We start from the raw sequence: 24,701 nt of genomic DNA, 5'->3' as shown, positions 1-24,701 counted from the left end.
CCTTACAATCATGCAACTAATTCACCGTCCGACACCATGCGCCTGTCTTCCACCGATTTGTTGCAACGATACCAACGCTGGCGCCAGATCGCCGAACCAGCTTTCTGGATCGTCCTGTATCTGCTGCAAACGTCGCTCAACTGCTGGATCAGCTGGACCGACCGTCAGCGTGCCGGGCTCGCTACGCCTTTCTGGGAAGTGGCCGTGTGGGAGTGGAGCAGCAACCTGGTGTTGCTGGCGCTGGTACCGCTGGTGATCTTGGCCAACCAGTTGCGGCCGCTGCACCTGGTATTCCAGCGCCAGAACCTGCGCTGGCACCTGGCCGCCTCGCTCGTCTACAGCCTCGCGCATGTGCTGGCCATGGTGGCCTTGCGCAAACTGGCTTACTGGAGCGCTGGCAGCGATTACGATTTCGGTAACTGGTGGCGTGAATTGCCGTACGAATATGTCAAGGATGTGCGCACTTACTTCTCTATTTTATTGTTCACGGGCTTCTATCAGTTGCTGCTGATGCGCTGGCAAGGCGAGGCGACCCTGCTGGGCGAACCCGATGAAGGCCCGGCCGTGGAGCCGGTGCAGCAGCCGGAACGTTTCCTCGTACGCAAGCTGGGCAAGGATTTTCTGTTGCCCGCCGTTGACATCGAATGGATACAGGCCTGGGGCAATTATGTGAATTTGCACGTGCGCGGCCACGATTACCCGCTGCGCTCGACCATGGCCGCCATCGAGCGCCGCCTGGACAGCAAGCGCTTTGTGCGCGTGCATCGCAGCTACATCGTCAACCTTGCATTTGTGCAGAGCATCGTGCCGCTGGAATCGGGTGATGCGCGCGCCGTGCTATCCACGGGCGGTGAAGTGCCCGTCAGCCGGCGCTACCGCGATGCCTTGAAAAGCACGGGCTAGATGCGTTGCACGCCAGCCTTGCCGTCCTGGACGGTAAAACTGGCCAATGTCGCGATGCTCGATGCGCCGTCGCGCACATTCTCCAGGCCCTGGAACAGGGTCGTGGTTTTCTCCGGCGTGATTTCCATCAGCATATAGCCGCGCTTGTCGCTGCGGCCGTAACGGATGTGCGGGTTCATCGCCACGTACTGCTCCGTGCGCGCTTGCGGGCGGGAACTCGAGGTGATTGAGGTACCGCAAAATTCGGTCGCCAACACGGGATTATCCTTGCCGGTGGGGCGCATGGCGTTGCGGCTCAGTTCGGTGGCATAAAAGGTGTGCACGTCGCCTGACAGTATCAGTGGATTGCTGGCCTTGCTCCTGCGCAAGGCGTCGAGCAGGTGCTGGCGCGCCATCGGGTAGCCATCCCAGCCATCGGTCCAGATGCGCTCGTCGCCGGGCCGAAAAATTGGCACCTGGCTCGATTGCGCCATCAGAGTTTGCTGGGCGAGGATATTCCAGCGCGCGGGGGAGTCGTCGAGGCCGGCTTGCAGCCAGCGCTGCTGTTCCTCGCCCAGCATCGTGCGCTGCGGTTTCAGCAAATCGGGGCAGTTGCGCGTGGTGACGGAATTCGAACCGCCGCGGCCCGGTTTGGCGCACGCGTGGTGGGCGCGGTATTGCCGGTCATCCAGCACGTGGAAGCGTGCCAGGCGGCCCCAGTCATAGCGCTGGTAGATGCGCATGTCGACAAAGCCCCGCCGTCCCAGCGGTAGTAGCCGCAGCGGCATGTGTTCATAAAACGCCTGGTAGGCGGCCGCGCGGCGTTCTAGAAACGATGGCGTGAGCAACTCGTCGCGGTCATTCCCGTAATCATTGGCCACTTCATGGTCGTCCCAGGTGACGATCCACGGCGCGGCCAGGTGCGCGCCCTGCAAGTCGTGGTCGCTCTTGTATTGCGCGTAGCGGGCGCGGTAGTCGGCCAGGCTAAAGCTTTCGTGCGTGCGCACGGCCCGGCTTGGGTGCTGCAACTGGTACGGTCCCCATTCGTAGATATAGTCGCCGAGGAAGGCCACCAGGTCGGGCGCGGCCGCGGCGATGTGCCGGTGCGCCGCATACGCGCCGAATTCCCAGTGCTGGCATGAGGCGACGGCCAGTTTCAGCGAGGCAGGCATGGCGCCGGGCTCGGGTGCCGTGCGCGTGCGGCCCACGGGACTGACGGCGTCGCCCAGCATGAAGCGGTACCAGTACCAGCGCCCAGGTGTCAGGCCGCCCACGTCGACGTGCACGCTATGCGCGAGGGCGGGCGTAGCCGTGGTCTGGCCCTTGGCGGCGATGCGCCGAAAACCTTCATCGTGGGCCACTTCCCAGCGCACGCTCAAGGCGATGGCGGGTGTGGCGGCTGCGTGCAGCGGGTCGTAGCAGATGCGCGTCCACAGCACGACGGCATCCGGCAAGGGCGAGCCGGAGGCGACACCGAGCGCAAATGGATAGCCGGCGCCGTTCAGGCGCGTGGCGGCGCTGGCGCTGGAACCGGACAGCACGCCGCCGGCCGCGGCAAGCGCACCGATGCGGGCGGCGCTCCGCAGGAAGATGCGGCGCTGGCTATCCATGCCGTCTGAAAATAAAACGTGGGATTATTGCGACAATCAAGACGACAACAAGGTCTCGATCGGCGGCACCTTGCGCGGCTTGCGGTCGGAGTCCGTCGCCACATAGATCAGGGTCGCTTCCGTGACTTTCACGATGCATGCCTGCAGGCGGTTGCGCTCGGCATACACCTCGACATTGACGGTGATCGAGGTATTGCCAACCTTGACGATGTCGGCGTAGAAGGAGAGCAGATCGCCGACGAAGACGGGATTTTTGAAGACGAAGGAGTTGACGGCGATGGTGGCGACGCGGCCGTTGGCGCGCCGCGTGGCCGGCAGGGAACCGGCGATATCGACCTGCGCCATGATCCAGCCGCCGAAGACGTCGCCGTACACATTGGCGTCGGACGGTGCGGGCATCATGCGCAATTCCGGCATTTTTCCGGCGGGAAGGCCGGAGGCGAGGCAGTTGTCGGGACGGTCGGGGGAGGTGCTCATCTTTTATTCTCATGAAAGGCTACAATTGCCCCGATTGAACCATAAAAAGCCGACATTCGCCATGCGCCGTTCCCAGACTCCCCCTCCGCCCCGCTCGCCAGCCTCCGCCAGCCACAGCGATTTCGCCACCATCAAGACCTTGCTGCCATACCTGTGGGTCTACAAATGGCGGGTGCTGCTGGCGCTGCTATGCCTGGTGGGCGCCAAGCTGGCCAACGTGGGCGTGCCCCTGATCTTGAAAAAACTCGTCGACGCCATGACGATCACGGCGGCCCATCCGCAAGCACTGCTGGTGTTGCCCGTCGGCTTGCTGGTGGCGTACGGCTTGCTGCGCCTGTCGACCACCTTGTTTACGGAATTGCGCGAATTCCTGTTTGCGCGGGTCACGCAGCGGGCCGTGCGCACCATTGCCCTGCAAGTGTTCCGCCACCTGCATGCCTTGTCGCTGCGTTTCCATTTGAACCGCCAGACGGGCGGCATGACGCGCGATATCGAACGGGGCACGCGCAGCGTCGGCTCGCTCATTTCCTATACCCTGTTCAACATCTTGCCGACCCTGGTGGAAATCACCCTCGTGCTCGGTTACCTGGTCTTGCATTACGACATCTGGTTCACCGTGATCACGGCGGTGGCGCTCGTGTCGTATATCGCGTTTACCGTGCTGGTGACGAACTGGCGCACGCATTTCCGCCGGACCATGAATGACCTCGATTCAAAAGCGAATACCAAGGCCATCGATTCGCTGATCAACTATGAAACCGTGAAATATTTCGGCAACGAGGATTACGAGGCGAAGCGCTACGACGAAGGCTTGCAGCGCTATGAATCGGCGGCCGTGAAATCGCAGACTTCCTTGTCCCTGCTCAATACGGGCCAGTCCCTGATCATCGCCACGGCCGTCACCCTGATCCTGTGGCGCGCCACGGTGGGCGTGATCGCCGGCACGATGACCCTGGGCGACCTGGTGCTGGTGAACGCCTTCATGATCCAGCTGTATATTCCCCTCAATTTCCTGGGCGTCATCTACCGCGAAATCAAGCAAAGCCTGGCCGACATGGAACGCCTGTTTTCCTTGCTGAACGAGAACCGCGAAATCGCCGATACGCCGGAAGCAAAACCGCTCGTCACGCGGGGCGCAGCCGTGCGTTTTGACCACGTGAATTTCAGCTACGAAGCCAAGCGGCAAATCCTGTTCGACGTGGATTTCCAGATTCCCGCCGGCACCACGACGGCCGTGGTGGGTCACAGCGGCTCGGGCAAGTCGACCCTGTCGCGCTTGCTGTTCCGCTTCTATGAAGTCGATGGCGGCGGCATCACCATCGATGGCCAGGACTTGCGGGCCATCACGCAGGATTCCCTGCGCGCGGCCATCGGCATCGTGCCGCAGGATACGGTGCTGTTCAACGACACCATCGAATACAACATCGCCTACGGCAAGCCGGGCGCCACCAAGGACGCCATCGTGGCGGCGGCCAAAGCGGCGTCGATCCATGATTTTATTGAAAGCTTGCCAGATGGCTACAGTTCCATGGTGGGCGAGCGGGGCTTGAAACTGTCGGGCGGCGAAAAGCAGCGTGTGGCGATTGCCCGCACCTTGCTGAAAGACCCTGCCATCCTGATCTTCGACGAAGCCACCTCGGCGCTCGATTCGAAGGCCGAGCAGGCGATCCAGTCGCAGCTGAAGGACATTGCCAAAAACCGCACCACCCTGGTGATTGCGCACCGTTTGTCGACGGTGGCCGACGCCCAGCAAATCCTGGTGCTCGACCATGGCCGCATCGTCGAACGGGGCACGCATCCGCAATTGCTGGCGCTCGATGGCCTGTACGCGCAGATGTGGCAACGCCAGCAGGCAAATATGGACGACGAGGCGCAAGAGGACGAGTTGGCGGGGCTGGCACCGGCAAAATAAATCGGGAATGTGAAATCAGTAGGAAAAATGCTACAGCCGCGCCGGTTCAGGCGCGCGTATAGCGCCTATTTGCGGGCAATCGCAGAAAACGGCTGGTCCGGCGCTGAAAATGAAATAAAATTAATTCCATTGGTGGCGTCTGCACCACAGTTGTTTCGTTCGGAGTCCATCCGGTTTGTCCGCCCAGGAGAATTTATGAAATTGACCAAAATCTTCGCCACGCTGCTCAGCGTCGGTGTCATCAGCAGCATGTCGCCAGTCCAGGCTCAGGAATTGACCGGCACCTTGGCCAAGATCAAGAAAGCCGGTTCCGTCACCCTCGGTGTGCGCGACGGCTCCGTGCCCTTCTCCTATCTCGATGACAAGCAGCAATACCAGGGTTATTCGATCGACCTGTGCATGAAAGTCGTCACGGCCCTGCAAAAGCACCTGGGCCTGAGCGAACTGAAAGTGGTGATGAGCCCCGTCACCTCGGCCAACCGCATCCCGCTGATGGCCAACGGCACCATCGATCTCGAATGCGGTTCGACGACGAACAACCTGGAGCGCCAGCAGCAGGTGGCATTCGCCCCGACCATGTTCGTTATCGGCAACCGTGTGCTGTCGAAAAAATCCTCGAACATCAAGACCCTGGAAGACTTGCGCGGCAAGACCCTGGTCGCCACGGCCGGCACGTCGACCATCAAGCAGATGACCATCCTGAACAAGGAAAAAAACCTGGGCATGACGATTGCCGTCGGCAAGGATCATCCCGAATCGTTCCTGATGCTGGAAACGGGCCGCGCGGTGGCCGAAGCCAACGACGATATCCTGCTGGCCTCGCAAGTGGCCAACTCGAAGAACCCGAACGACTACGAAATCACCAAGGAAGCGCTGTCCGTCGAGCCGTACGGCATCATGCTGCGCAAGGGCGATCCAGCCTTCAAGAAAGTGGTCGATGACGCCCTGATCCGCCTGTACAAGAGCGACGACATCAACCGCATCTACGCGAAATGGTTTACCTCGCCGATCCCACCGAAAAACATCAACCTGAAATTCCCCATGCCGCCGCAATTGAAGGCCGTCTTCACGAATCCGACCGATTCGGGCGACCCGGCTGCGTATGCGGCCGTACCGGAAGCGCAGAAGACCTCGGACAAACGGAAAAAGTAACAAGAGTGCGTAACAAATCGGGGGGCGCAAGCCTCCCGTTTTAATTTACGGGATGGGTGGCCGGCTGGCCGCCATCCTCGGGCTGCATGCGAAGGATGATCATGAATTACAACTGGAATTGGCGCATTTTCTGGGAGATTTCTCCCGATGGCGTGGGCACGTATATGGACACCCTGTGGTCCGGCCTGATCTGGACCCTGGCCACGGCCGGTGCGGCGTGGATCATGGCGCTGATATTGGGCCTGGTGATCGGCACCATCCGCACCTTGCCGAACAAATGGCTTGTGGGCGTGGCCAATGCCTACGTCGAATTGTTCCGCAACGTGCCGCTGCTGGTGCAGATGTTCCTCTGGTATTTCGTCATGCCGGAACTGCTGCCGCCTGACCTGGGCGCCTGGGTCAAGTCGCTGCCGAATGCGCCGTTCGTCACGGCCGTGCTGTGCCTGGGATTCTTTACTTCCTCGCGCGTGGCGGTGCAGGTCACGACGGGTATCGAGGCACTGCCGCGCGGGCAGAAACTGGCCGGCACGGCGCTGGGCCTGACCCTGCCGCAAACCTACCGCTTCATTTTGCTGCCGATGGCCGCGCGCGTCATCATGCCGCCGCTGACCAGCGAATTTTTGAACATCATCAAGAACAGTTCCGTGGCGCTGACCATCGGCCTGATCGAACTGACGGCCAGCGCGCGCGCCATCCAGGAATTCTCGTTTCAGGTATTCGAGGCGTTTTCGGCCGCCACCATCATCTACGTCGTCGTCAATCTGCTGGTGGTGGTGCTGATGCACCTGATCGAGAAAAAGGTCGCCATTCCGGGCTTCATCGTCGCCGGCGCCAAGACGGGAGGACATTGATATGTTCGGTAATTTCGACTTCGATGTCATCTCCCGCTCGTGGGTCTACCTGTTCCAGACCGGCATGGTGTTTACCCTGAAACTGACGGCGCTGGCCATGGTCGGCGGCATCGTGCTGGGCACCCTGCTGGCGCTGATGCGCCTGTCCGGCAACCGCATCGTTTCGGGCGTGGCGTCGAGCTACGTCAACCTGATACGCTCGATCCCGCTGGTGCTGGTGATCTTCTGGTTCTACTTCCTGGTACCGTACATCGCCGCCTGGATCATCGGCGCCGATGAACCCGTGAAAGTGGGCGCGTTTTCTTCCGCGCTGATCACCTTCATCATGTTCGAGGCGGCCTACTATTGCGAGATCATGCGCAGCGGCATACAGTCGATCCCGCGTGGCCAGGTGTGGGCGGGCCAGGCGCTGGGCATGAACTACCGGCAAACCATGGGCAGCATCGTGCTGCCGCAAGCGTTCCGCAACATGATTCCCGTGCTGCTGACGCAAACCATCGTGCTGTTCCAGGACGTGTCGCTCGTGTACGTGCTGTCGATCCCCGATTTCGTCGGCGCCGCCTCGAAGATCGCCCAGCGCGACGGCCGCCTGGTGGAGATGTACGTGTTTGTCGCCGTCGTGTATTTCGTGCTGTGCTATGCCTTGTCGTTCCTGGTAAAACGCCTGCAGAAACGCGTCGCCATCATTCGCTAACCGTAAAAGAAAGAACAAGATGATTGAACTCAATAACGTCAGCAAATGGTATGGCCAGTTCCAGGTACTGACCGACTGCACCACCAAGGTCGCCAAGGGTGACGTGATGGTCATTTGTGGCCCGTCCGGCTCCGGCAAGTCGACCCTGATCAAGACCGTCAACGGCCTCGAGCCGATCCAGCAGGGTCAGATCATCGTCGACGGCATCAGCGTCAACGATCCGAAAACGAATTTGTCGAAACTGCGCGCGCGCATCGGCATGGTGTTCCAGAATTTCGAGCTGTTTCCGCATCTGTCGATCCGCGAAAACCTGACCATCGGCCAGATCAAGGTACTGGGCCGCAGCGCCGACGAAGCCAATGCCAAGGGCTTGAAATACCTTGACCGAGTGGGCTTGCTGTCGCAACAGGACAAGTTCCCGGGCCAGCTGTCGGGCGGCCAGCAGCAGCGTGTGGCGATCGCCCGCGCGCTGTCGATGGATCCGATCGCCATGCTGTTCGACGAGCCGACATCGGCGCTCGATCCGGAAATGATCAACGAAGTGCTCGACGTGATGGTGGGCCTGGCGCAGGAAGGCATGACGATGATGGTCGTCACCCACGAAATGGGCTTTGCCAAGCGCGTGGCCAACCGCATCGTCTTCATGGACCAGGGCAAGATCATCGAAGATTGCAGCAAGGATGACTTCTTCAACACGACGCGCTCGGACCGCGCGCGCGATTTCCTGGCGAAGATCATTCACTGATCCCAGGTTTTCTCGATAAAAGCGGCCGGCCTTCACCGGCCGTTTCTGCGTTCACAGTACGCTTGCGCCCGGTTTTCCTCAGGCACCCTGGCCGCTAAGGCAGCCCCGCGGCTGGTAAAATGGGGCTATTCGCAATGACCGCCTGAGAGCAGCCGCCATGTCCACACTCGATCACACCCCAGCCTCCATCACCATCACCCGTCCGGATGACTGGCATTTGCACCTGCGCGACGGCGCCGTCATGGCCAGCGTGCTGCCACACAGCGCGCGCCAGTTCGGCCGCGCCATCGTCATGCCGAACCTGAAGCCGCCCGTCACCACCACGGCCGATGCTAGCGCCTACCGCGAGCGCATCCTGGCCGCCGTGCCGCAAGGCGTGAACTTCGATCCGCTGATGGTGCTGTACCTGACGAACAACACTTCGCCCGACGAAATCCGCCGCGCGCAGGATAGCGGCATCGTGCAAGCCGTCAAATTGTATCCGGCCGGCGCCACGACGAATTCCGACCTGGGCGTGACGGATTTGAAGAATTGCTACAAGGTGCTCGAAGTGATGCAGGAAGTGGGCATGCCCTTTCTCGTGCACGGCGAAGTGACGGACCCGGAAATCGACATTTTCGACCGCGAAGCCGTCTTCATCGAGCGCGTGATGCGTCCGCTGCGCAGCGCCTTCCCGGCCCTGTCTGTCGTGTTCGAACACATCACCACCAAGGATGCGGCGCAGTACGTGGCCGAAGCGGAGGGCCCGATCGCCGCCACCATCACGGCGCATCATCTGCTGTACAACCGCAACGAGATTTTCAAGGGCGGCATCCGCCCCCATTACTACTGCCTGCCCATCCTGAAGCGTGAAGAGCACCGCCTGGCACTGATGACGGCCGCCGCCAGCGGTGACGAGCGTTTCTTCCTCGGCACCGATTCTGCGCCGCACGCGCAGGGCGCCAAGGAAATGGCCTGCGGCTGCGCCGGTTGCTACACGGCCCTGCACGCGATGGAAATGTATGCGGAAGCGTTCGAACGGGCCGGCGCGCTCGATAAACTGGAGGCGTTCGCCAGCTTCCACGGCCCGGCCTTCTACGGCGTGGCGCGCAACACGGACACCATCACCTTGAAGCGCGAAAGCTGGACCTTGCCGGCCTCGCTGCCGCTGGGCGACAGCCATGTGATTCCGCTCAACGCGGGCGAGCAGATCAACTGGAAAATGGTGTAATTACTCCATGCTGCCATCGATAGACTGGACCCGCCCCTGGTTTGCCACGGTGCTGCCGGCGCGACGGCAGCTGGACCTGCAGCGCGACACGGTGATTGCCGCGCTGAACGGACGGGCGCGGGCGCTGGACTTGCGCAATCCCACCGGCTTGCCGCTGGCCTTCGTGCCGCAAGCGGACCTGCCCGAAGGCGTGGCGTACGAGGAGTTCATCGGCGCGACGGGCGGCGTGCCCACGCGCGACAATCTGCACGATTTTTTCAATGCGCTCGTGTGGCTCACCTTCCCGCGGATCAAGCGTCAATTGAATGCGCTGCAGGCGGCGCAGATAGCCCTGTCCGGCGTCGGTAAATCGCGCGGTCCCGCGCGCGATGGCGCGACGATTTTTGACGAAAATTCCGCCTTGCTGGTGCTGCGCGACAGCGACGCGGGGCGCGCACTGGAAACGGCCTTGCGCGGGCACGACTGGCGCAGCGTGTTCATTGCGCAGCGCGATAAATTTGGCGCGGACGGTGACGCCGAGGTCTGGTTGTTCGGCCACGCGCTGATGGAAAAACTGGTAGCGCCGCGCAAGGCCATCACGGCGCATACGCGCGTGATCTTCGCCGGCGACGCCTATTTCACCCTGGACGATGCGGCACGCCGCGCCTGGCTCGACGAGAGGGTGGCGCAAGACCTGGCGCAGCAAGGTCTCACTACGGCGGACTTCACGCCGCTGCCCGTGCTGGGTTTGCCCGGCTGGTGCGAAGGCCAGGACGACGATTTTTACAATGACGCGGCGGTGTTCCGCCCGAAGCGCAAAGTGGCTGGCGCAGAAAGAGATCAATAGCATGGAAAATACCGTCCGCTGGGGCATCCTCGGCACCGGCAAGATCGCCCGCGCGATGGCCAATGGCTTGCGCGATGCGCCCGGTGCGCAACTGGTGGCAGTCGCTTCGCGCAGCGAGGCTGGCGCACAGGCTTTCGGCGCCGAATTCGACATCGGGCGTTGCCACGGTTCCTACCAGGCGCTGGCCATGGACCCGGACGTGGACGTGATCTACATCGCCACGCCGCACACCCTGCATGCCGAAAATGCCTTGCTGTGCCTGGCCGCCGGCAAGCACGTCGTGTGCGAAAAACCGTTCACCATGAATGCGCGCGAAGCGCAGGCCGTGGTCGATCTGGCACGCGACAAAAAACTGTTTTTGATGGAAGCCATGTGGAGCCGTTTCCTGCCCGCCGTGCAGGAGGCCAAACGCATCATCGCCAGCGGCGAGATCGGCGTGCCGCAGCAGGTGCAGGCCGATATCGGCTTTGTCGCCAATTTCCCGCCCGAGCACCGCATGTTCAATCCCGCACTCGGCGGCGGCGCGCTGCTCGACGTGGGCATTTATCCGCTGTCGATGGCGGCCTTCTTCCTCGGCCCCGTAACGCAGGTGCAGGCGCTGGCCGAGATGGGCGCCACCGGTGTCGATGAGCAGGTCGTGTTTTCGCTGCTGCACGCCGGCGGCGGCACCTCGTCCTGCGCCTGCAGCCTGCGCGCGCAGACGCCGACGGAAATGACCATTTCCGGCAGCCTGGGACGCATCCGCCTGCCCAGCCGTTTCTACAAGCCCGATCAGCTGATCGTCGAAACGATGGATGGCGCGCGCCGCGTTGTCGCCGCGCCGCACCTGGGCAATGGCTACGCGCACGAGGCGATCGAAGCGATGCGCTGCATCCGCGCCGGCCTGCTGGAAAGTCCCGTCATGCCGCACGCAGACAGCGTGGCGCTGATGCACAACCTTGACACCATGCGTGGCCAGATCGGCCTCGTCTACCAAGCCGACCAGGCGTCAGCAGGAACACCATGACATTGCACTCATCCCGTCCCAGCCTGAAAACTGTCCTCATCGCCAGCGGCGTCGTCCTGACCCTGGCGATGGGCGTGCGCCACGGCCTGGGCTTCTGGATGCAGCCGATCTCGCAAGCGAATGGCTGGACGCGCGAAACGTATTCGCTGGCGCTGGCCATGCAAAACCTGATGTGGGGCGTCTTCGGCCCGTTCGCAGGCATGGCGGCCGACCGTTTCGGCACCATGCGCGTCGTCATCGTCGGCGCCATCAGCTACATGGCGGGCCTCGTGTGGATGGCGCTCGTGACGCAGCCCACCCTGTTCATCGTCGGTTCCGGCATCTTCATCGGCCTGGCGCTGGCCTGCACGGCCTTTGGCGCCATCAGCGGCATCATCGGCCGCAGCGCGCCGCCCGAGCAGCGCTCGTGGGCCTTCGGCATCTCGTCGGCGGCCGGCTCGTTCGGCCAGTTCCTCATGATGCCGGTGGAGCAGCAGCTGATCTCCGCCGTGGGCTGGCAAAACGCCTTTTATGTGCTGGCAGCACTGGTGCTGCTGGCCATGATCCCGATGGCCTTCTACCTGCGCGAGCCGCCCGTCTCGCACGCCAGCGGGCCGCAGCAAAGCGTTGGCGCCGCCTTCAGCGAAGCCATCGCCAGCCGGTCGTTCTGGCTGCTGCTGGCAGGGTATTTTGTCTGCGGTTTCCAGCTCGTCTTCATCGGCGTGCACTTGCCGGCCTACCTGAAGGACCAGGGCCTGATGAATCCGAATATCGCCGTCACGGCGCTGGCCCTGATTGGCCTGTTCAACATCGTCGGCTCCTACTACGCGGGCAAACTCGGTGGCAAGATCGCCAAGCGCTACCTGCTGTCGGCCATCTACGTGACGCGCGCCGTGGTCATCACCGTGTTCCTGCTGGCGCCATTGTCGGCGTGGTCCGTGTACCTGTTCGCCGCAGGCATGGGTGTGCTGTGGCTGTCGACCGTGCCGCTGACGAACGGCATCATCGCCGGCATCTTCGGCGTGAAGCATTTGTCGATGCTGGCCGGGATGGTGTTCTTCTCGCACCAGGTGGGCAGTTTCCTCGGTGCCTGGCTGGGTGGCTATCTGTACGAGCACCAAGGCAGTTACCACATCGTGTGGATGATCACCATCGGCCTGGGCTTGCTGGCCGCGCTGATCAATCTGCCCATCGACGAGCGTGCCGTCAAGCGCGTGGCGGTGGCCGCGTAATGGCCAGCTGGCGCACATGGCTGTGGCGCCTGGCTGGCGCCGTGCTGCTGGCCAGTGTCTTCCTGGCCTATCTGCGCCCCGACTTCATGCTCGACCTGGCGAACCGCTTCTGGATGTGCATGTAGCAGGCATCCGGTCCTACACTTTTAAAAATTCCTCTTTCCCACCGAGCCAGCGCGCCAGGTGCGCTTCCACGGTGGCCGCTGCGGCCGTCGTGGTGGCGTGCAGCAAATCGTGCGCCACGTCGCGGGCCTGGTCTACTAACCATTGATCCGTTTCCAGGTCGGCGAAGCGCAGCATGGCCTGGCCGGACTGGCGCGCGCCGAGAAATTCCCCGGGGCCGCGGATTTCCAGGTCGCGGCGCGCGATTTCAAAACCGTCCGTCGTCTCGCGCATGGTCATCAAACGCTGGCGCGCCACGCCGCCCAAGGGACCCTGGTACAGCAGCAGGCAGACGCTGGCCGCCGTGCCGCGGCCCACGCGGCCGCGCAGCTGGTGCAGCTGGGACAAGCCAAAACGCTCGGCGTGTTCGATCACCATCAGCGAGGCGTTCGGCACGTCGACGCCCACCTCGATCACGGTGGTGGCCACCAGCACGTGGATAAGGCCGGCGATGAAGGCATCCATCACTTCCTGCTTTTCCGCCGGTTTCAGGCGGCCGTGCACGAGGCCCACCTGCAGCGCGGGCAAAGCCTCGGCCAGCATCATGTAGGTGTCGGTGGCCGTCTGCAGCTGCAGTGCTTCCGATTCCTCGATCAGCGGGCAGACCCAGTAGACCTGCCGGCCTTCCAGCGCGGCAGCATACACGCGGGCGATGACTTCATCGCGGCGGTTCTGGTCGACGGCGCGCGTGACGATGGGACTGCGGCCGGGCGGCAGCTCGTCGATCACCGACACTTCCAGGTCGGCGTAATATGTCATGGCCAGGGTGCGCGGGATCGGCGTGGCGGACATCATCAGCTGGTGCGGCACGGCCGCGCTATCGCCCTTGTTGCGCAAGGTCAGGCGCTGGCCCACGCCGAAGCGGTGCTGCTCGTCGACGATGACCAGGCCCAGTTTCGCGAACAGCACATTATCCTGGATCAGTGCATGCGTGCCGATCACCAGCTGCGCTTCACCTGATTCGATCAGGGCCAGCGCCGCCGTCTTTTCCTTTTTCTTCAGACTGCCCGTCAGCCAGGCCACCTTCACGCCCAGCGGCTCCATCCAGGCGGCGATCTTGCGGAAGTGCTGCTCCGCCAGAATCTCCGTGGGCGCCATCAACGCTGCCTGGTAGCCGCTGTCGATGGCCTGCGTGGCCGACAGGGCGGCGACGACCGTCTTGCCGCTGCCGACGTCGCCTTGCAGCAATCGCTGCATCGGATACGGCTGGTGCAGGTCGGCGCGGATTTCCTCGAGCACGCGCGCCTGCGCGCCCGTCAGCTTGAAGGGCAGGGCGGCACCGAAGGCATTCGATAAAGTCCCGACGATGGGCAGCGATGCGGCACCTTTCGAGCGGCGCGCGCGCTGGGCGCGTTTCAGCGACAGTTGCTGCGCCAGCAGCTCATCGAACTTCATGCGCACCCAGGCCGGGTGCGAGCGGTCCATCAGCGCGCTTTCATCGATGTCCTGCGGCGGATAGTGCAGCAGGTGCACGGCGGCGCGGAAAGGCGACAGCTGCATCTCGCGCAGCAGCTCGTCCGGCAAAGTGTCCTGCCAGTCGGTGCGGCGCATGGCGTCGGCGATCTCGCGCCGCAGCACGTGCTGCGACAGGCCTTCGCCCGATGGATATACGGGCGTGAGGGCCGTGGGCAGCGGCGCGCCTTCGTTGACCACCTTATACGTCGGGTGCACCATCTCGGCGCCGAAAAAGCCGTGTTTGAGTTCGGCGCGCGCACGCACGCGCGTGCCTTCGGCCAGCTGCTTGACCTGGCTGCCATAAAAATTCATGAAGCGCAGCAGCAAATTGCCCGTTTCGTCGGCGATCGTCACCAGCAATTGCTTGCGCGGCTTGAAATTGACTTCGCATTTGGTGACGATGCCCTCGACTTGCCACGATTCGCCGCCGCGCAGGCAGGCGTCGCGTATCGTGTAGACCTTGGTTTCGTCCTCGTAGCGCATCGGCAGGTGCAGCACCAGGTCCATATCCGTGCGCAAGCCGAGTTTGGCCAGCCGGCTTTCCGTGCTGACCACTTTTTTGACGGCTTTCGGCTTCGCGGCCGGCCTGGCTACGGGTGGAAGATCGGGCGTTGGATCGGGCATATGCAAGGTTTTAGTGCCATTAGCGCAGGTTTTTATGCCGCTAGCGTAAAATAGAGGGTTGTCCGGCACACCCTGTGCGTACCGCAGTTGTAAATTGTTGCGGCGGATTATTGTAATGCCTGTATAGGCGCACAGTATAGTGCCAGATGTTCCATTGCGCACTCCTAATCATTTTTGACGTACTTTTGAAGCAAAACGCATGTATTCGCTTTCCGATTTCGATTTTAATTTGCCGCAAGAAAACATTGCGCAAACTCCGTTGGCCGAGCGCAGCGCCTCGCGCCTGTTGCATCTGGACGGCGACGCCCTGGTTGACCGCAGCTTTGCCGACATCGTCGGGCTGTTGCAGGCGGGGGACCTGCTGGTGATGAACGATACCCGCGTACTGAAAGCGCGTTTCTTCGGCGTCAAGGAAAGCGGCGGCAAGATCGAGGCGCTCGTCGAGCGCGTACTCGATGAGCGCACCGTGCTGGCCCAGGTGCGCGCGTCGAAGTCGCCGCCGCCCGGCTGCCGCATCCGCCTGGCCGATGCCTTCGATGTGACGGTGGGCCAGCGCGCCGGCGAATTCTTTACCTTGCACTTCGAGGCCGACGTGTTCGAGCTGATCGAGGCGCATGGCCGCTTGCCGCTGCCGCCGTACATCGAGCACGATGCGGACGAATTCGACGAGACGCGCTACCAGACCGTGTTCAACAAGGTGCCCGGCGCCGTCGCCGCGCCGACGGCCGGCCTGCATTTCGACCAGGCCCTGCTCGATCAATTGAAGGCCAAGGGCGTCAACTTTGCCTATGTGACCCTGCACGTGGGTGCGGGCACCTTTCAGCCCGTGCGCACGGAAGTGCTGGCCGAACACAAGATGCACACCGAGTGGTACACCATGCCGCAGGAAACCGTCGACGCCGTGCGCGCCGCCCAACTTGCCGGGCGCGACGTGGTCGCCGTCGGCACGACCAGCTTGCGCGCGCTGGAATCGGCCTCGCAAAGCGGCCAGCTGGTGGCGGGCAGCGCCGATACGGCCCTGTTCATCACGCCCGGCTATGCGTTTAAAACGGTGACGCGTTTGATCACCAACTTCCATTTGCCGAAGTCGACCCTGCTGATGCTGGTGTCGGCCTTTGCCGGTTATGAGCCGATCCGCAGTGCCTACGCGCATGCGATCGCGCAGAACTACCGTTTCTTCAGCTATGGCGACGCGATGCTGCTCACCACGCAATCGCGCGCTCCGTTGAACCTTGATACTCCCGTGAAAGACTGACATGCTGGAATTTACATTACTCAAGACCGACACGAGCGGCCTGACCAAGGCACGCCGCGGCACCTTGAAACTCAACCATGGTGTCGTGCAGACGCCGATCTTCATGCCAGTGGGCACTTACGGCTCCGTAAAAGCCATGTCGCCGCTGGAACTCAACGAGATCGACGCGCAGATCATTTTGGGCAACACGTTTCACCTGTGGTTGCGTCCTGGCAACACCGTCATGGAAAAATTCGGCGGCTTGCATGGCTTCATGGGCTGGAACAAGCCGATTCTGACGGATTCGGGTGGCTTCCAGGTGTTTTCGCTGGGCGCCATGCGCAAGATCACGGAAGAGGGCGTGCATTTCAATTCGCCGATCAACGGCGATAAACTGTTCCTCTCGCCGGAAGTGTCGATGCAGGTGCAGCGCGTCTTGAATTCCGACATCGTCATGCAGTTCGACGAATGCACGCCGTACGAAATCCAGGGCCGCCCGGCTACCATCGAGGAAGCGGCCAAGTCCATGCGCATGTCCTTGCGCTGGGCACAGCGCTCGAAGGACGAGTTCCACCGTGGCGAGAATCCGAATGCGCTGTTCGGCATCGTGCAGGGCGGCATGTTCGAAATGCTGCGCGACGAGTCGCTGGCCAAGCTCGAAGAGATCGATTTCCCCGGCATCGCCATCGGCGGCCTGTCCGTCGGCGAACCGAAGGAAGACATGATGCGCATGCTGGCCCACGTTGGCCCGCGCCTGCCGGCCAACAAGCCCCATTACCTGATGGGCGTGGGCACGCCGGAAGACCTGGTGGCGGGCGTGTCGAACGGTATCGACATGTTCGATTGCGTGATGCCGACGCGTAACGCCCGCAATGGCTGGCTGTTTACCCGTTTTGGCGACATCAAGATCAAGAACGCCAAGTACAAGGAAGACCAGGCGCCGCTGGACGAGACCTGCAGTTGCTACGCCTGCCGCAATTTCTCGCGCGCCTACCTGCACCATCTGCACCGCTCCAAGGAAATCCTTGGCGCGCGCCTGAATACCATCCATAACCTGCATTACTACCTGGACTTGATGCGCCAGATGCGCGAGGCGCTGGACGAAGACCGTTTCCATGCATTTACCTTGCAATTCCACGCGGAACGCGCACGCGGAACTTAAGAAAACCTTAGCTTGCGTCCCGGCGGCAGTATGGCCGGAAGTTTTGTGTATTGGTGCTTGGACTGGGGCGATAAAGCATTGCATAATGCTTTTTTAGCCCCATTTAAAGTTGCCATGGCTGCAATTCGGGTTATGACGTATAGCCAATGCTAGAATACAGCGCTATTTTTTCAAACTGATTAGAACTGGAGTCACCGTGTTTTTCATTTCCAACGCTTATGCGCAAGCCCCAACCGAAGCCCTGGGCCTCGGCGGCAACCTGACCAGCTTCCTGCCGCTGGTATTGATGTTCGTGGTCATGTATTTCCTGATGATCCGCCCACAGCAAAAACGCGCCAAAGAACAACGGGCGATGATGGACGCGCTGGCCAAGGGTGACGAAGTCGTCACCGCCGGCGGCATGCTGGGCCGTGTTGTCAAGGTAGTGGACGCTTACGTCACCATCGAAGTGGCGACCGGCACCGAAGTCACGGTGCAAAAGAGCTCCATTACCACCTTGCTGCCTAAAGGCACCCTGAAGGCACTGTAATTCCTCGCTGTCATTGCCTCGGCAATGATAGACCCGGGGCGGCTATCCGCCGCCCCTCGGGACGCCTCCGACGCTCAACACTGAACGCTGAATCACTATGAATCGCTATCCTGCCTGGAAATACATCATCATCGTCGTCGCCTTATTGCTGGGCGCACTTTATACGGCGCCCAATTATTTCGGTGAATCACCGGCGCTGCAAGTAACCAGCGGCAAGTCGACCGTCAAAGTGACGGGCGATCTGATGACGCAAGTCGAGCAAATATTGACGAAAGAAAACGTCAAGTCGGAAGGTGTCACCATGGATGGCGCCGGCAACCTCGCCTCCGTGCGCGTGCGTTTCGCCGATCCCGATACCCAGTTCAAGGCGAAACTGGTGCTGGAAAAGGACCTCAATCCCGATTCCACCGATCCCGCGTACATCGTGACTGTCAACCTGCAAGCCAATACGCCGATGTGGATGCAAAAGCTGCATGCCTTGCCCATGTTCCTGGGCCTGGACTTGCGCGGTGGCGTGCACTTCCTGATGCAGGTCGATGCGAAAGCAGTACTGAACAAGAAAGTCCAGGGCGTCCAGTCCGCCGCGCGTAGCGTGTTGCGCGACAAGAATATCCGCCACGCCGGTATCGAGCGCGTGGGCGACAGCGTGCAGATCAACTTCCGCGACGCCGATACGCGCCTGAAGGCAAAGAATGTGTTGTCCGACCAGATGACGGAGCTGGCGTTTGCCGATGCGGGCGAAGGCAGCGATTTGAAACTGAACATCACCCTGAAACCGGCGGCCCTGAAAGCCACCATCGATGAAGGTGTGAAACAGAATATTTCCACCCTGTCCAAGCGCGTCAACGAGCTGGGCGTGGCCGAGCCGCTGATCCAGCAGCAAGGCCCTGACCGCATCGTGGTGCAATTGCCTGGCGTGCAGGACGTGGCCCGCGCGAAAGCCATCATCGGCCGCACGGCGACCCTGGAAGTGCGCCTGGTCGATGAAACCATCGTGCCTGGCACGGAACTGTCGAGCGCCATCCCGTTCAACTCTGAACTGTTCACCGTCGGCAAGGGCGTCCCTGTTGTGCTGGCGAAAGACGTGATCCTGACGGGCGACTATATCTCCAGCGCCACGGCCAGCTTCGACCAGAACCAGCAAGCGGCCGTGTCGATCGACCTGAACGGCGACGGCGGACGCAAGATGCGCGAAGCGACGCGCGAACGCGTCGGCAAGCGCATGGCCATCGTGCTGTTTGAAAAGGGCAAGCCGGAAGTGCTGTCGGTTGCCACCATCCAGCAGGAGCTCGGTTCGCGCTTCCAGATCACCGGCATGGGCGGCGCGGAAAACGCGAATGAATTGGCGCTGCTGCTGCGCTCGGGCGCCCTGTCCGCACCGATGACCGTCATCGAAGAACGCACGATCGGACCGCAGCTGGGCGCGGAAAACATCGCCAAGGGCTTCCACTCGACCCTGTATGGCTTCATCGCCATCGCCATCTTCATGATCGCCTACTACATGCTGTTCGGCGCCTTCAGCGTGCTGGCCCTGGCCGCCAACTTGCTGTTGCTGATCGCCTTGCTGTCGATGATCCAGGTGACGCTGACACTGCCAGGTATCGCCGCTATCGCGCTGGCGCTGGGCATGGCGATTGACGCAAACGTGCTGATCAATGAACGTATCCGTGAAGAGCTGCGCGCTGGCAATACGCCGCAAGCGGCGATCGCCGCCGGCTTCGACCGCGCCTGGGCCACGATTCTCGACTCGAACGTGACCACCCTGATCGTCGGCCTGGCACTGCTGGCCTTCGGCAGCGGTCCCGTGCGCGGCTTCGCTGTCGTGCATTGCCTGGGTATCCTGACCTCGATGTTCTCCTCCGTGTTCGTGTCGCGCGGCGTGGTCAACCTCTGGTATGGCCGCAAGAAAAAGCTGACGACCTTGTCGATCGGTACGGTGTGGGTGCCGGGCACCAGCAAATAAGCGACGCCCCGACTCACCCAATAGCGTCAACAGCGATAGCGTCCGGTGGCACAGCCGCCGGACGCACAGAATAGAACTCAGAGGATTTCATGGAATTTTTCCGGATCAAAAAAGATATTCCCTTCATGCGCCATGCGTTGATTTTCAACGTCATTTCGGCCGTGACCTTCCTTGCCGCCGTCTTCTTCCTGTTCCACAAGGGCTTGCACCTGTCCGTGGAATTCAAGGGCGGCACCGTGATGGAGGTGAAGTACCCGAAAGCGGCCAACCTTGAAGGCATACGCGGCACCTTGATCGGCCTGGGTTATGAAGAGCCGGGCGTGACCAGCTTCGATACGGCGCGCGACGTCATGATCCGCCTGCCGGTGGAAAAGGGCGTCAGCGCCGCGAACACCTCGCAACGCGTGTTTGAAGCCTTGTGCAAGGCCGAGCAAGGCACGACCAAGGGCGTCGATACCGTCACCGAAAAGGGCGAGCACGTCATCAAGAGCGCCTGCATGGACGCGGCCGGTAGCGAATCGGTCGTCTTGCAGAAAGTCGAATTCGTCGGCCCGCAAGTGGGCGAGGAACTGAAGCAGAACGGCTTGAACGCGCTGGTGATGGTGATTCTGGGCGTGATGATCTACCTGGCCATCCGCTTCGAGTGGAAATACGCTGTCTCGGCCATTATCGCCAACTTGCATGACGTGGTGATCATCCTGGGCTTCTTCGCCTTCTTCCAGTGGGAATTCTCGCTGACGGTGCTGGCGGCGATCCTGGCGGTGCTCGGCTACTCGGTCAACGAATCGGTGGTGATCTTTGACCGTATCCGCGAAAACTTCCGCAAGCAGCGCAAGGCGACCGTGCATGAAGTGATCGACAGCGCGATCACCAGCACCATTTCGCGTACCATCATCACCCACGGTTCCACCCAGATGATGGTGCTGTCGATGCTGGTCTTCGGCGGCCAGACCCTGCACCATTTCGCACTGGCGCTGACCATCGGTATCTGCTTCGGTATTTACTCGTCCGTGTTCGTCGCGGCCTCGATCGCCATGTGGCTGGGCGTCAAGCGCGAAGACTTGATCAAGCCGGTCAAGGAAAAAGACGAAACCGACGGCGCCGTGGTGTAAGCGCAGGTTTTTTTGCAGGTCGAATGAAGAACGATCACCGTTTGCGGTGGTCGTTTTTTTTATGGCGGATGATGATGAAGCGTTTTTTATGGGCAGGTGTGATGGCGGGTGTGACGGCGTTGGCCGGCGCCGCTGATTTCAGCCGCACTGGCAGTGACAGCATCGCCATGCGCGGGCCGGTCGCCGAGGGCGACGTGGACAAGCTGCGGCGGCTGGCCACGCCGGGCACCAGGCTGTTGCGCGTGAATAGCGACGGCGGCGATGCGCAGGCGGCGATGCAGCTGGGCCGCCTGGTGCGCCAACTGCGGCTCGATATCGCCGTCGACACCGTGTGCGCGGGCAGCTGCGCCCTGTATGTCTTCCCGGCCGCACGCCGCAAGCACATTGCGGCCGACGCCGTGCTGGCGCTGCAGGAGTCGGCTTTCCTGCGCGCGCAGGCGAACCAGGAGCAGATGCGCCGCAGCCTGCATGAGGCGGGCGTGGCGGCCGAGGACCTGGACAGTGAAACGCAAGCGCTGGCAGCTCAATTGGCAGAGACGGCGGCGCTGGAAGCGGCGTTTGCCGCGCAGCTGGGCTTTTCTCCCGCCTTTTACCGCGATTTCCGGCAAGTGGCGGCGCAGGCCGAGAGCGTGCGCCAGCGCTTTCCCGACCAGGAGGCGGCCATTTACTGGTGGCCCGCCGCCGCCCGCCTGCAGCGCTGCTACGGCATCGGCGGCGTGGAAGAGGGGACGCGCGCGGCGCGCATACTACCCGATGGCTACGTGTACGTGCCGGCCCTGTCGGCTCTCGTCATGGGTGACCAAGCTTTGCAGGCCTGTCCATGAGCCGCAGCGGCCGTTTGTTCCTGTTGATGGACGCCATGCGCGCAAGGCGCGTGCCCGTCACGGCGGCCCAGCTGGCGCAGCAGCTGGGTGTCTCCGAACGCACGATTTACCGCGATATCCAGACCTTGGCCGAACTGGGCGCGCCCCTGCAGGGGGAGGCGGGCATCGGCTATGTGCTGCGCCGTGGCGCCTTCTTGCCGCCGCTGATGTTTGGCGCCGATGAACTGGAAGCGCTGGTGCTGGGCGCGCGCTGGGTGCGCCGGCAAGGTGATGCGGGCCTGGCGCAGGCGGCCAGCAATGCCCTGGCCAAGATCGCGGCCGCCTCGCCGCGCGACCTGCGCGACAGCATGGCCGAGACCAGCTTGTGGGTGCCGCTGGGGCGCCCCGCCGATGGCACGCAGGCTGCCGACCGCTACGTGCAGCCCGTGCGCGAGGCGATCCGCTACGAACAGAAAATCACGCTCGCCTATCAGGATGAGCATGGCAGCGCCACCTCGCGCACGGTGTGGCCGTTTGCCCTGGCCTTTTTCGAAGGCAAGCGCCTGCTGGCCGCCTGGTGCGAGCTGCGCGGCGATTACCGGCATTTCCGCATCGACCGCATCGCCAGCGTGCAGCAGCATGAGGAGCGCTATCCCACGCGGCGCCATGTGCTGCTCGATGCCTGGCGCAAGGCGCACGAGATTGATCCGGAATCCTGATATTCGCTCCTGACAAAAACTGTCAGTAACGGCGACTACGATGGTGGCTTCTTCACTCACCGGAGCCATCCATCATGCGCCTGTACCACCACCCCATGTCCTCGAATGCCCGCCGTGCCCTGATGACGGCGATCCACCTCGGCCTGCCGCTGGAACTGGCGGAAGTCGACCTGATGAATGCGGATGACCGCCGCCGCCTGTCCGAGCTGAACCCGAACGGCAAGGTTCCCGTGCTGGCCGATGGCGCTTTCCTGCTGTGGGAATCGTGCGCCATCATGCAATACCTGGCCGAACAGGTACCGGGCCAGACGCTTTATCCGCAGGCGCCGCAAGCCCGCGCCGACGTCAATCGCTGGCTGTTCTGGGCCGCGCAGCACTTCGCGCCCGCCATCAGCGTGCTGGCCTGGGAGCGCGCCTGGAAGGGCATGACGGGCAATGGTCCGGCAGATCCGCTGGAAGAGGCGCGCGGAGAGCGCGACCTGCATGAGTGCGCCGTGGTGCTGGACGCGCATCTGGCGGGGCGCAGCTGGATCCACGCAGATGATGTGACCCTGGCCGACTTCGCCGTGGCCGCGCCGCTGATGTACAACGAAGCCGTGCGGTTGCCGCTGGCGCAGTACCAGCATATCCAGGCGTGGTTTGCCCGCGTGCGGCAGCTGCGTGCCTGGCAGGAAACGGATGTGCAGCTATTGCCGGGATAATCTGCGCGCTAAGTGTGCCAGCGCACGGAGCCGGCGCTGCGCACCGCATAAGATAGGGCTGTCTCTTTCAGGACATCCCTAGCTTTGGACTTTACCCGCTTTCGAGCGGGTTTTTTTTTGAATAGCGGCTTGATAAATTGATAATCGCTGCGCAGATGGGATGCATCCCACTTCCAGCAGGTACGCCATGTTCATGCTACGCCATCCGAAACCCCTATTGAGTACCAAGGCGGTCGCCACGCAAGTCGTCCAGCAAAAGCAGGGAACACAGGCCATGGACAAGCATGTGCTGATCGTCGACACGCTCAAGCCGGCGGCGCCGCCGCCGGTCATCAAGAACCCTGCGGTTTAGTGCACGAGCACCTTCAGCAGCGACTGCACTTCATCGTCCGATTCTTCCATGATGCTCGACAGCGTCGCATCGTCGCCGATCAGGCAATCGATGCTGCGTGCGGCGCGGGCGGCGCGCACGGCGATGGCGGCCGGGCTTTCGTTGAGGGGCGACGAGACGGGCGCCAGGTCATTCGCCAGCAGCAGGGTGTCGCCCAGCGATTCGGGCGGAATGGCGCGCAAGCCTTCCCACAGCGCACCGATGGCGCCCATTACCGCTTCCGGCACCTTCAGTTTGGCCAGTACGCCGTGGCCGATGGCCTGTTCGCCATGTTCGACCCAGTCTTCCGGTTCGCCATCGAGGATGCCGGGGAATTCGGCCGCGCGCGACAACAGATAAAAGCCGCCCACTTCATGCATGATGCCGGCAAACAGGGCCGTATCGGGATCCACCTTGGTGACGCGGCGGGCCAGAACCTGCGACAGGGCCGCCACGTGGGCCGTATGTTCCCACAGCTGGTTGGCCTTCGCTTGCAGCACGGGATCGGTGATGGTGCTGCCCAGTTGGCGCACGATCAGCGATGCCACCACCGATTGCAGGGTGCGCACGCCGAGCCGCTGCACGGCGTTGCGCACGCTGGTGATTTCATTGCCGGAACGGTTGAACGCCACGGAATTGGCAATGGCCACCGTGCGCGCGGCCAGCAGCGGGTCAGCCTGCACCAGCTTGGCGGCGGCCTCGATATGGCAGTCGGGATCGGCCAGCGCCTCTTGCAGCTTGAGCGAAGCGTCCACATTGGCAGGAAAGGTCAGCTCGCCACGAGCGGCTTGTGCGGCGATGCTTTTAAAGGCGTCGAGTCTGTTCATTGAAAAAATTATACTCGCAATATTTCCGTACGGAACTTTTTAACCATGATCTTTTCGCAAACAGCTTAGCAAAAGGCAAGCAAAGCCCCGTAAACGGAAAAAGGCATGCCGCAGATATAGCGGCATGCCTTTTTGAACGACAGCGATCGTCAAGCGTTACTACAGCGATTCACTAAATATCGCGTCGCAGCCTTCAACCAGTTCGTCGCTGTCTTCCAGCTCATCCGTCAAGCCCAGGTCGAAGAGTTCCTCGACGGCGTTCATGAAGCTGTTGTGCTTGGTGGCGCCGATCAGGCGGTAGATTTCACCGTCTTCGTTGCGCACGCCGATGATCAGTTTTTCCTGGCGTACCAGTTCCGGCGTGCTGGCGTTGAGCAGCAGGTTGCCGATGATGTGTTTATCGAAATGAGCAGGCTTTTTGCCTTCGAGCAGTGAGGTTTTCAACTTGGTTTCCTTTGTCTTGT

Annotated in this window: 25 protein-coding genes; 20 read left to right on the top strand and 5 right to left on the bottom strand. The window is 62.0% G+C overall.

The annotated features are described in order from the left end of the window. Positions 1-60 precede the first annotated feature (60 nt). Positions 61-903, top strand: a complete 843-nt coding sequence (locus AC3IQ7_RS28735) for a LytTR family DNA-binding domain-containing protein (RefSeq protein ID WP_489208003.1) — start codon at positions 61-63, stop codon at positions 901-903. On the opposite strand, the gene AC3IQ7_RS28730 is transcribed toward AC3IQ7_RS28735, so the two are convergent. Then, positions 900-2,492 (bottom strand): alkaline phosphatase D family protein, encoded by a 1,593-nt coding sequence (locus AC3IQ7_RS28730; RefSeq protein WP_489208002.1) that lies wholly within the window; start codon positions 2,490-2,492, stop codon positions 900-902. The genes AC3IQ7_RS28735 and AC3IQ7_RS28730 overlap by 4 nt on opposite strands. A gap of 36 nt (positions 2,493-2,528) precedes the next feature. Next, complete coding sequence (locus AC3IQ7_RS28725; protein ID WP_223278886.1) at positions 2,529-2,894, bottom strand: acyl-CoA thioesterase; 366 nt, start codon at positions 2,892-2,894, stop codon at positions 2,529-2,531. 136 nt (positions 2,895-3,030) lie between these two features. Here AC3IQ7_RS28725 and AC3IQ7_RS28720 point away from each other — a divergent pair, with 136 nt between their 5' ends. From AC3IQ7_RS28720 to AC3IQ7_RS28675, 10 genes are all read left to right on the top strand, one after another. Next, the gene (locus tag AC3IQ7_RS28720) at positions 3,031-4,881 is read left to right on the top strand and encodes an ABCB family ABC transporter ATP-binding protein/permease (RefSeq protein WP_322425845.1); all 1,851 of its coding nucleotides are present in this window, start codon (positions 3,031-3,033) and stop codon (positions 4,879-4,881) included. 195 nt (positions 4,882-5,076) lie between these two features. After that, positions 5,077-6,033 (top strand): amino acid ABC transporter substrate-binding protein, encoded by a 957-nt coding sequence (locus AC3IQ7_RS28715; RefSeq protein ID WP_099376215.1) that lies wholly within the window; start codon positions 5,077-5,079, stop codon positions 6,031-6,033. Between the two features lie 101 nt (positions 6,034-6,134). Next, the gene (locus AC3IQ7_RS28710) at positions 6,135-6,884 is read left to right on the top strand and encodes an amino acid ABC transporter permease (protein ID WP_058051014.1); all 750 of its coding nucleotides are present in this window, start codon (positions 6,135-6,137) and stop codon (positions 6,882-6,884) included. A 1-nt stretch (position 6,885) separates the two neighbouring features. After that, a complete protein-coding gene (locus AC3IQ7_RS28705; protein ID WP_099376216.1) occupies positions 6,886-7,578 on the top strand; it encodes an amino acid ABC transporter permease in 693 nt (230 codons plus the stop codon). 19 nt (positions 7,579-7,597) lie between these two features. Continuing rightward, a complete protein-coding gene (locus AC3IQ7_RS28700) occupies positions 7,598-8,323 on the top strand; it encodes an amino acid ABC transporter ATP-binding protein (protein ID WP_099376217.1) in 726 nt (241 codons plus the stop codon). A gap of 157 nt (positions 8,324-8,480) precedes the next feature. Further along, positions 8,481-9,533 (top strand): dihydroorotase, encoded by a 1,053-nt coding sequence (pyrC, locus tag AC3IQ7_RS28695; protein WP_322425846.1) that lies wholly within the window; start codon positions 8,481-8,483, stop codon positions 9,531-9,533. Between the two features lie 7 nt (positions 9,534-9,540). Continuing rightward, positions 9,541-10,359: a DUF3025 domain-containing protein gene (locus AC3IQ7_RS28690; RefSeq protein WP_099376218.1), complete on the top strand. Its 819-nt coding sequence runs from the start codon at positions 9,541-9,543 to the stop codon at positions 10,357-10,359. 1 nt (position 10,360) lies between these two features. Continuing rightward, complete coding sequence (locus tag AC3IQ7_RS28685; RefSeq protein ID WP_489208001.1) at positions 10,361-11,365, top strand: Gfo/Idh/MocA family protein; 1,005 nt, start codon at positions 10,361-10,363, stop codon at positions 11,363-11,365. Next, positions 11,362-12,576 (top strand): MFS transporter, encoded by a 1,215-nt coding sequence (locus tag AC3IQ7_RS28680; RefSeq protein ID WP_081922621.1) that lies wholly within the window; start codon positions 11,362-11,364, stop codon positions 12,574-12,576. The genes AC3IQ7_RS28685 and AC3IQ7_RS28680 overlap by 4 nt, the downstream gene beginning before the upstream one ends. Then, positions 12,576-12,701, top strand: coding sequence for a hypothetical protein (locus AC3IQ7_RS28675; RefSeq protein ID WP_322425850.1), 126 nt, complete (start codon positions 12,576-12,578; stop codon positions 12,699-12,701). The genes AC3IQ7_RS28680 and AC3IQ7_RS28675 overlap by 1 nt, the downstream gene beginning before the upstream one ends. Positions 12,702-12,714: 13 nt before the next feature. Here the strand turns inward: AC3IQ7_RS28675 and recG are convergent, their stop codons facing one another. Then, positions 12,715-14,817 (bottom strand): ATP-dependent DNA helicase RecG, encoded by a 2,103-nt coding sequence (gene recG / locus AC3IQ7_RS28670; protein WP_489208000.1) that lies wholly within the window; start codon positions 14,815-14,817, stop codon positions 12,715-12,717. Positions 14,818-15,016: 199 nt separating this feature from the next. On the opposite strand from recG, the gene queA reads away from it, so the two are divergent. From queA to AC3IQ7_RS28625, 9 genes are all read left to right on the top strand, one after another. Next, positions 15,017-16,072 (top strand): tRNA preQ1(34) S-adenosylmethionine ribosyltransferase-isomerase QueA, encoded by a 1,056-nt coding sequence (gene queA, locus AC3IQ7_RS28665; RefSeq protein ID WP_099376222.1) that lies wholly within the window; start codon positions 15,017-15,019, stop codon positions 16,070-16,072. Position 16,073: 1 nt separating this feature from the next. After that, complete coding sequence (gene tgt, locus AC3IQ7_RS28660) at positions 16,074-17,213, top strand: tRNA guanosine(34) transglycosylase Tgt (RefSeq protein WP_034745502.1); 1,140 nt, start codon at positions 16,074-16,076, stop codon at positions 17,211-17,213. Positions 17,214-17,409: 196 nt separating this feature from the next. Beyond that, positions 17,410-17,742: a preprotein translocase subunit YajC gene (gene yajC / locus AC3IQ7_RS28655; RefSeq protein ID WP_034778948.1), complete on the top strand. Its 333-nt coding sequence runs from the start codon at positions 17,410-17,412 to the stop codon at positions 17,740-17,742. Between the two features lie 97 nt (positions 17,743-17,839). After that, the gene (gene secD, locus AC3IQ7_RS28650; RefSeq protein ID WP_489207999.1) at positions 17,840-19,705 is read left to right on the top strand and encodes a protein translocase subunit SecD; all 1,866 of its coding nucleotides are present in this window, start codon (positions 17,840-17,842) and stop codon (positions 19,703-19,705) included. 89 nt (positions 19,706-19,794) lie between these two features. Beyond that, positions 19,795-20,817 (top strand): protein translocase subunit SecF, encoded by a 1,023-nt coding sequence (secF, locus tag AC3IQ7_RS28645; RefSeq protein WP_099376224.1) that lies wholly within the window; start codon positions 19,795-19,797, stop codon positions 20,815-20,817. 74 nt (positions 20,818-20,891) lie between these two features. Next, complete coding sequence (locus AC3IQ7_RS28640; protein WP_489207998.1) at positions 20,892-21,641, top strand: hypothetical protein; 750 nt, start codon at positions 20,892-20,894, stop codon at positions 21,639-21,641. Continuing rightward, the gene (locus AC3IQ7_RS28635) at positions 21,638-22,339 is read left to right on the top strand and encodes a helix-turn-helix transcriptional regulator (protein WP_199534200.1); all 702 of its coding nucleotides are present in this window, start codon (positions 21,638-21,640) and stop codon (positions 22,337-22,339) included. The genes AC3IQ7_RS28640 and AC3IQ7_RS28635 overlap by 4 nt, the downstream gene beginning before the upstream one ends. 74 nt (positions 22,340-22,413) lie before the next feature. Continuing rightward, positions 22,414-23,040 (top strand): glutathione S-transferase family protein, encoded by a 627-nt coding sequence (locus AC3IQ7_RS28630; RefSeq protein WP_489207997.1) that lies wholly within the window; start codon positions 22,414-22,416, stop codon positions 23,038-23,040. A gap of 187 nt (positions 23,041-23,227) precedes the next feature. After that, positions 23,228-23,392, top strand: a complete 165-nt coding sequence (locus AC3IQ7_RS28625) for a hypothetical protein (protein ID WP_489207996.1) — start codon at positions 23,228-23,230, stop codon at positions 23,390-23,392. Here the strand turns inward: AC3IQ7_RS28625 and AC3IQ7_RS28620 are convergent. After that, complete coding sequence (locus AC3IQ7_RS28620) at positions 23,389-24,237, bottom strand: HDOD domain-containing protein (protein WP_099376227.1); 849 nt, start codon at positions 24,235-24,237, stop codon at positions 23,389-23,391. The genes AC3IQ7_RS28625 and AC3IQ7_RS28620 overlap by 4 nt on opposite strands. A 159-nt stretch (positions 24,238-24,396) precedes the next feature. Continuing rightward, positions 24,397-24,681, bottom strand: coding sequence for a hypothetical protein (locus AC3IQ7_RS28615; RefSeq protein ID WP_034778933.1), 285 nt, complete (start codon positions 24,679-24,681; stop codon positions 24,397-24,399). Positions 24,682-24,701 lie beyond the last annotated feature (20 nt).

Source organism: Janthinobacterium sp. GL_088 (genome assembly GCF_057837845.1).
This window is presented reverse-complemented; position numbering and strand designations above follow the sequence as displayed.

Excerpts from the sequence above, each read along its gene's own strand:
- AC3IQ7_RS28730 (WP_489208002.1), bottom strand. The coding sequence starts at position 2,492 with ATGGATAGCCAGCGCCGCATCTTCCTGCGGAGCGCCGCCCGCATCGGT.
- AC3IQ7_RS28725 (WP_223278886.1), bottom strand. The coding sequence starts at position 2,894 with ATGATGCCCGCACCGTCCGACGCCAATGTGTACGGCGACGTCTTCGGC.
- AC3IQ7_RS28720 (WP_322425845.1), top strand. The coding sequence starts at position 3,031 with ATGCGCCGTTCCCAGACTCCCCCTCCGCCCCGCTCGCCAGCCTCCGCC.
- AC3IQ7_RS28715 (WP_099376215.1), top strand. The coding sequence starts at position 5,077 with ATGAAATTGACCAAAATCTTCGCCACGCTGCTCAGCGTCGGTGTCATC.
- AC3IQ7_RS28710 (WP_058051014.1), top strand. The coding sequence starts at position 6,135 with ATGAATTACAACTGGAATTGGCGCATTTTCTGGGAGATTTCTCCCGAT.
- AC3IQ7_RS28705 (WP_099376216.1), top strand. The coding sequence starts at position 6,886 with ATGTTCGGTAATTTCGACTTCGATGTCATCTCCCGCTCGTGGGTCTAC.
- AC3IQ7_RS28700 (WP_099376217.1), top strand. The coding sequence starts at position 7,598 with ATGATTGAACTCAATAACGTCAGCAAATGGTATGGCCAGTTCCAGGTA.
- pyrC (WP_322425846.1), top strand. The coding sequence starts at position 8,481 with ATGTCCACACTCGATCACACCCCAGCCTCCATCACCATCACCCGTCCG.
- AC3IQ7_RS28690 (WP_099376218.1), top strand. The coding sequence starts at position 9,541 with ATGCTGCCATCGATAGACTGGACCCGCCCCTGGTTTGCCACGGTGCTG.
- AC3IQ7_RS28685 (WP_489208001.1), top strand. The coding sequence starts at position 10,361 with ATGGAAAATACCGTCCGCTGGGGCATCCTCGGCACCGGCAAGATCGCC.
- AC3IQ7_RS28680 (WP_081922621.1), top strand. The coding sequence starts at position 11,362 with ATGACATTGCACTCATCCCGTCCCAGCCTGAAAACTGTCCTCATCGCC.
- AC3IQ7_RS28675 (WP_322425850.1), top strand. The coding sequence starts at position 12,576 with ATGGCCAGCTGGCGCACATGGCTGTGGCGCCTGGCTGGCGCCGTGCTG.
- recG (WP_489208000.1), bottom strand. The coding sequence starts at position 14,817 with ATGCCCGATCCAACGCCCGATCTTCCACCCGTAGCCAGGCCGGCCGCG.
- queA (WP_099376222.1), top strand. The coding sequence starts at position 15,017 with ATGTATTCGCTTTCCGATTTCGATTTTAATTTGCCGCAAGAAAACATT.
- tgt (WP_034745502.1), top strand. The coding sequence starts at position 16,074 with ATGCTGGAATTTACATTACTCAAGACCGACACGAGCGGCCTGACCAAG.
- secD (WP_489207999.1), top strand. The coding sequence starts at position 17,840 with ATGAATCGCTATCCTGCCTGGAAATACATCATCATCGTCGTCGCCTTA.
- secF (WP_099376224.1), top strand. The coding sequence starts at position 19,795 with ATGGAATTTTTCCGGATCAAAAAAGATATTCCCTTCATGCGCCATGCG.
- AC3IQ7_RS28640 (WP_489207998.1), top strand. The coding sequence starts at position 20,892 with ATGAAGCGTTTTTTATGGGCAGGTGTGATGGCGGGTGTGACGGCGTTG.
- AC3IQ7_RS28635 (WP_199534200.1), top strand. The coding sequence starts at position 21,638 with ATGAGCCGCAGCGGCCGTTTGTTCCTGTTGATGGACGCCATGCGCGCA.
- AC3IQ7_RS28630 (WP_489207997.1), top strand. The coding sequence starts at position 22,414 with ATGCGCCTGTACCACCACCCCATGTCCTCGAATGCCCGCCGTGCCCTG.
- AC3IQ7_RS28625 (WP_489207996.1), top strand. The coding sequence starts at position 23,228 with ATGTTCATGCTACGCCATCCGAAACCCCTATTGAGTACCAAGGCGGTC.
- AC3IQ7_RS28620 (WP_099376227.1), bottom strand. The coding sequence starts at position 24,237 with ATGAACAGACTCGACGCCTTTAAAAGCATCGCCGCACAAGCCGCTCGT.